The sequence below is a fragment of the Caballeronia sp. genome, from assembly GCF_028292365.1.
Taxonomy (GTDB): domain Bacteria; phylum Pseudomonadota; class Gammaproteobacteria; order Burkholderiales; family Burkholderiaceae; genus Caballeronia.
Genome location: NZ_JAQGMM010000629.1, coordinates 1 through 5093 on the forward strand (window position 1 = coordinate 1; position 5093 = coordinate 5093).

The 5093-nt window shown below is 61.2% G+C and carries 5 protein-coding genes; all 5 read left to right on the top strand.

Annotated elements, in window-relative coordinates:
* Nucleotides 1-602, top strand: a 602-nt coding sequence (locus JWR14_RS36470) for an SRPBCC family protein (protein WP_299719275.1), incomplete at its 5' end; no start/stop codon positions are given.
* Between the two features lie 124 nt (nucleotides 603-726).
* A complete protein-coding gene (locus tag JWR14_RS36475) occupies nucleotides 727-1884 on the top strand; it encodes an ABC transporter ATP-binding protein (protein ID WP_299719277.1) in 1158 nt (385 codons plus the stop codon).
* Between the two features lies 1 nt (nucleotide 1885).
* Nucleotides 1886-2950, top strand: coding sequence for an ABC transporter substrate-binding protein (locus tag JWR14_RS36480; protein ID WP_299719280.1), 1065 nt, complete (start codon nucleotides 1886-1888; stop codon nucleotides 2948-2950).
* A 143-nt stretch (nucleotides 2951-3093) separates the two neighbouring features.
* Nucleotides 3094-4245 (top strand): ABC transporter permease, encoded by a 1152-nt coding sequence (locus tag JWR14_RS36485; RefSeq protein ID WP_299719284.1) that lies wholly within the window; start codon nucleotides 3094-3096, stop codon nucleotides 4243-4245.
* Nucleotides 4246-4257: 12 nt separating this feature from the next.
* Nucleotides 4258-5085 (top strand): ABC transporter permease, encoded by an 828-nt coding sequence (locus tag JWR14_RS36490; RefSeq protein WP_299719282.1) that lies wholly within the window; start codon nucleotides 4258-4260, stop codon nucleotides 5083-5085.
* The last annotated feature ends 8 nt before the right edge of the window (nucleotides 5086-5093 follow it).

A 5093-nucleotide genomic window follows, 5' to 3' on the forward strand; every position in this document is an offset into this window, starting at 1 on the left:
TCGCCGACTATGGTATGACCGATTACAAGGAAACATTCTACGAAGAGCACGTCTGGGATACGAACTGGAAAATCCTGGCCGAAAACTTCATGGAGAGTTACCACCTGCCCATGCTGCACCGGGCAACCGTCGGGCCGCATTCGCGCCTCGACGAGATGGAATGCCCAGCCGGCCACAACGCATTCAATTACCACTGGATCACCAAGGAAGCGTCGCTACCCATTGGTCAGGCGCATCCGGATAACATGCGACTGCAAGGGCACTGGCGCAAGACAACCGCGCTGCTCGCGATCTACCCGACTCATCTTGTCACGCTGACGCCGGGCTATTTCTGGTACCTCGTGCTGCAGCCGCTGGGCACGAGCCGCGTTCATATCCGCTTCGGCGGGGGGCTGGCGCCTGAGTTCATCGCTGATCCGAAGGCGGACCAATACATGGCGTCGCTAAAAGAGTTGCTGGATGCAGTCAACGAAGAGGACCGGCGCGGCGTGCAGGCCGTGTTCCGTGGGGTGCAGGCGCCGCTTGCAAAACCTGGTCATCTTAGTCACCTCGAACGGCCGAACTACGACTTCGCGCGTTATCTCGCGCAGCAGCTTGCCTGATGAATAACGCAAACCCATAACGCAAACCCATAACGCAAACGCATAACGCACGACACGCGAAGCACGACGCTCATCGCAAGACACGCAACGCAACGCCGATCTGAAACCCGGAGCCCACGACACGATGTCAACCCACTCCTTCATCTCCTTTGCGAGCGTGAGCAAGACGTATGACGGCGTTCACTATGTCGTGGAAGGGCTCGATCTCGACGTGGCGAAAGGCGAATTCGTCTCCCTCCTCGGACCGTCCGGTTCCGGAAAAACCACCACGCTGATGATGCTTGCCGGTTTCGAATCCGCGACTCAGGGAGAGATCCGCCTGAATGGGAAACGCCTTGACGATAAACCGCCGCATCAGCGCGACATCGGCATGGTGTTCCAGAATTACGCGCTCTTCCCGCACCTGACGATCGAGCAGAACGTTGCGTTCCCGTTGTCGGTAAGAGGCATTGGCAAAGCAGAACAAAAGGCGCGTGTGAAGCGGGCACTGGAGATGGTCGAGTTGCCGCAACTGGCTTCCCGCCGGCCGTCGCAATTGTCAGGCGGACAGCAGCAGCGCGTCGCCCTCTCCCGCGCGCTTGTGTTTGAGCCAAGCTTGGTGCTGATGGACGAACCACTGGGCGCACTCGACAAACGCCTGCGCGAAACCATGCAATACGAAATCATGCGGTTGCATCGCGAACTGGGATTGACGGTTGTTTATGTGACGCATGACCAGGCGGAAGCGTTGACCATGTCAGACCGGGTAGCTGTGTTCTCCGATGGACGCATCCAGCAGGCAGCGACGCCTACCGAACTTTATGAAAACGCGCACAACGCGTTCGTGGCGAATTTTGTTGGCGAGAACAACGGGTTGACGGGGCGAGTGCTCGAACAGGACGCAAGCTGGGCGACGCTGGAACTGCCGGACGGCGCGGTCATTCGGGGCCGCTGCGGGCGGGGTCTGCGCAACGGCGAGGAAGCGATGCTCGCGTTGCGCCCCGAGCGCGCGCATATTGCGTCCGCTGACGCCGGACATAACGCTGCGGACACCAATGTGGTGACCGCGCGCGTGGAAGAACTCGTGTATTGCGGCGATCACCACCGCGTCCACTTGAAACTCGGGGAGCTTGGTCACGGCGACAACCTTATCGTCAAAGTCCCGAATACGCAGCACCACGATCTTCCGTCACTCGGCCAAGCAACCGTCGTGGCATGGCGCCACGACGACTGCAAGATCCTCGCAACAGCCGCTTCTGTCGCTCGCGGCTCTGCTCCGTCCTTAACCGCAGGAGTCCACTAACATGAAAGCAACACTCGTTCGAACCGGTCTGACGGGCATCGCCGGACTCACCCTTGCGGCGGCCAGCTTGTTCGCAGCCACCGCACACGCAGCCGATACCATCTCGGTCGTGACCTTCGGCGGCGCTTACGAGGCCGCGGCGAAGAAAGCGTTCTTCGAACCGTTCACGGCAGCCACCGGCATCGGCTTCTCGACGGAATCGTACGATGGCGGGCTCGCCAAGCTGTCCGCGATGGAACAGGCCAAGAACCCCACCTGGGACTTGATCGACCTTGAATCCAACGACGCCATCACCGGTTGTGACGAAGGCTTGTTGCGCAAGATCGACCGTAAGTCGCTTGGCAACACCAGCGCTTTCATCCCCGGGTCGATCATGGATTGCGCGGTAGCCGCCATGGTCTGGTCGACCGTGTACGCCTATGACACGACCAAGCTCAAGAGCCCGCCGACCACGATCAACGACTTCTTCGACCTGAAGAAATACCCTGGAAAACGTGGCCTGCGCAAGTCGCCAAAGGTAACGCTCGAATGGGCATTGCTCGCTGACGGCGTAAAAACAGCCGATGTGTACAAGGTGCTCGGCACGCCCGCCGGCGTCGACCGTGCGTTCAAGAAACTCGACACGATCAAGCCAAGCATCGTCTGGTGGGAAGCCGGCGCGCAGCCGCCGCAATTGCTCTCCGACGGTGCGGTGATCATGACGCAGGTCTACAACGGGCGTATTGACGACGCAGTGCACAAGGACCACAAGCCATTCGTATCAGTGTGGGATGGCCAGGTCTACGACTTCGAATGGTGGGGCATTCCGATGGGTGCGAAGAACGGCGACGCCGCAGCCAAGTTCATCGTTTCCGCCTCGACCGCACAAAGCTACGCAGACCTGACGAAGTACATTGCTTACGCGCCGCCGCGCAAGGACGCGATCCCGTTGATTGCGAAGGATCGCCTGAACGATTTGCCGACGGCGCCGGCCAACTTCAAGCATGCACTGCAGATCAATGCCAGCTTCTGGGCGGATAACGCCGACCAGATCAACAAACGCTTCCAGGTCTGGCTGACACAGTAAGGCGACTCGTGACCGTGACAGTGACCAGCAATCTGCAGGAACCGGCTGAGCGCGAACCCTCCGCCGGCTCCAATTCCGGATTCGGGGCCGATGGCCGCGCGGCGTACGCCAGGACCCGTCGCCGGGCGTCGGCACAGGCGCTCCTGCTTGCGCTGCCGCTGCTGTTGTTCCTGCTTGCCACTTTCATTGCGCCCATCGCGATCCTGCTGTCGCGCAGTGTCGAGAATCGCGAGGTGCCGGTGAACCTGCCGGCGTTGTCGCAGGCGCTCAAAGCATGGAACGGTGAAGGTCTGCCGGACGAGCACACCTTTGCCATCCTCGCGGCGGATATGCGCCGGGCGTCCGCGGAAGGGCAATTGGGAACCGTTGCGCGGCGGCTGAATTTCTACCTGCCGGAGTTTCGCAGCTTGCTGATGCGGACCGCGCGCCAGTTGCCCGAGACCGCGCCACCCGCCTGGAAGCCGGTGCTGATCGAACTCGATCCGCGCTGGGGCACGCATGACATCTGGCGCATCCTGAAGCGCTCCGCTGTGTCGCCTACGCCCGACTATCTGTTAGGCGCCGTCGACGCCACCGTCACGCCTGACGGTTCTATCGCGTCCCTGCCCGCCGATAGCTCGGTGTTCGTCAACGCGTTCGCGCGCACCGTATGGATCAGCGCGTCGGTCACGCTGCTGTGCCTCGTGATGGGTTATCCGGTCGCGTATTTGCTCGCCACCCTGCCGGCAGCCAAGAGCAATCGCCTGATGCTGCTGGTGATCGTGCCGTTCTGGACGTCGCTGCTCGTGCGTACGACCGCGTGGTACGTGCTCTTGCAACCAGGCGGGGTCATCAACAGCTTGCTCATGGGTCTGGGTCTCGTCAGCCATCCATTACCGCTATTGTTCAATCGAACCGGCGTGCTGATCGGCATGACGCATATCCTCCTGCCCTACATGATCCTGGCGATCTATTCGGTCATGAAGGGTGTGTCACAGGTCTACATGCGCGCGGCGCAGTCGCTTGGCGCGCATCCGGTCACGGCATTCATCCGCATCTATGTGCCGCAGACCTTGCCGGGCGTTGGCGCAGGCTGCTTCCTCGTGTTCGTGCTTGCGCTGGGGTATTACATCACGCCTGCATTACTAGGCGGCGCCGGTGACGAAATGATCAGCCAGTTGATTGCGACGCAGACCAACGAACAGCTCAACTGGGGGCTGGCCGGCGCGTTGTCGGCGTATCTTGTGATCTTCACGGCCGTGTTTTATTTCGTGTTCAACCGGCTCGTCGGCATCGACCGGCTGCGCTTCGGCTAAGGAGAAGGACTCATGCAAAGCCAGCGCCATCTCGTGCTCTCCGAACGCATTGCGTCAAAGTGGTTGCGCGTGCATTCCGCGCTCATCCTGTTCTTCCTGATCGCGCCCATCCTGGCAATCGTGCCGCTGTCGTTCAACACCGGCTCGTACTTTTCGTATCCGATGCAAGGCTTCTCGCTGCATTGGTATGCAAAAGCGCTCGGCAGCAGCGACTGGCAACGTGCGTTCGTGAACAGCATAGGCATTGGCGCCGCGTCCACGGTGCTTGCCACCTGCCTCGGCACGCTCGCGGCGCTGGGCCTGAGCCGCGCGAACTTTCCGTTTCGCGCGGTCATCATGCCGCTGCTCATCTCGCCGATGATCATCCCTATCGTGGTCGTGGCCGCCGGGTTCTATCTGGTCTTCGCGCCGCTCGGTCTCGTCAATTCCTACCTGGGCGTCGTGCTCGCGCATGCGGCGCTCGGCACGCCGTTCGTGGTGATCACCGTGACGGCCTCCCTGCTCTCGTTTGACCAGAGCCTGATCCGCGCGGCGTCGGGATTGGGCGCAACGCCGTGGATCGCCTTTCGCCGCGTCACGTTGCCGTTGATCGCACCGGCGGTGGCAACGGGCAGCGTGTTCGCGTTCGCCACCTCGTTCGATGAAGTCATCGTGATCCTTTTTATCGGCGGCCCGGATCAGCGGACTGTACCGCGGCAGATGTGGAGCGGCATTCGCGATTCCATCGATCCATCCATTCTCGCCGTGGCCACCATGCTGATCCTGTTCGCAGTGGCGCTGTTCACCAGCATCAACTGGCTTCGCGGACGCAGCGCGGCAGCGGCGTTACCGGCAGGCTAAAGACTTCA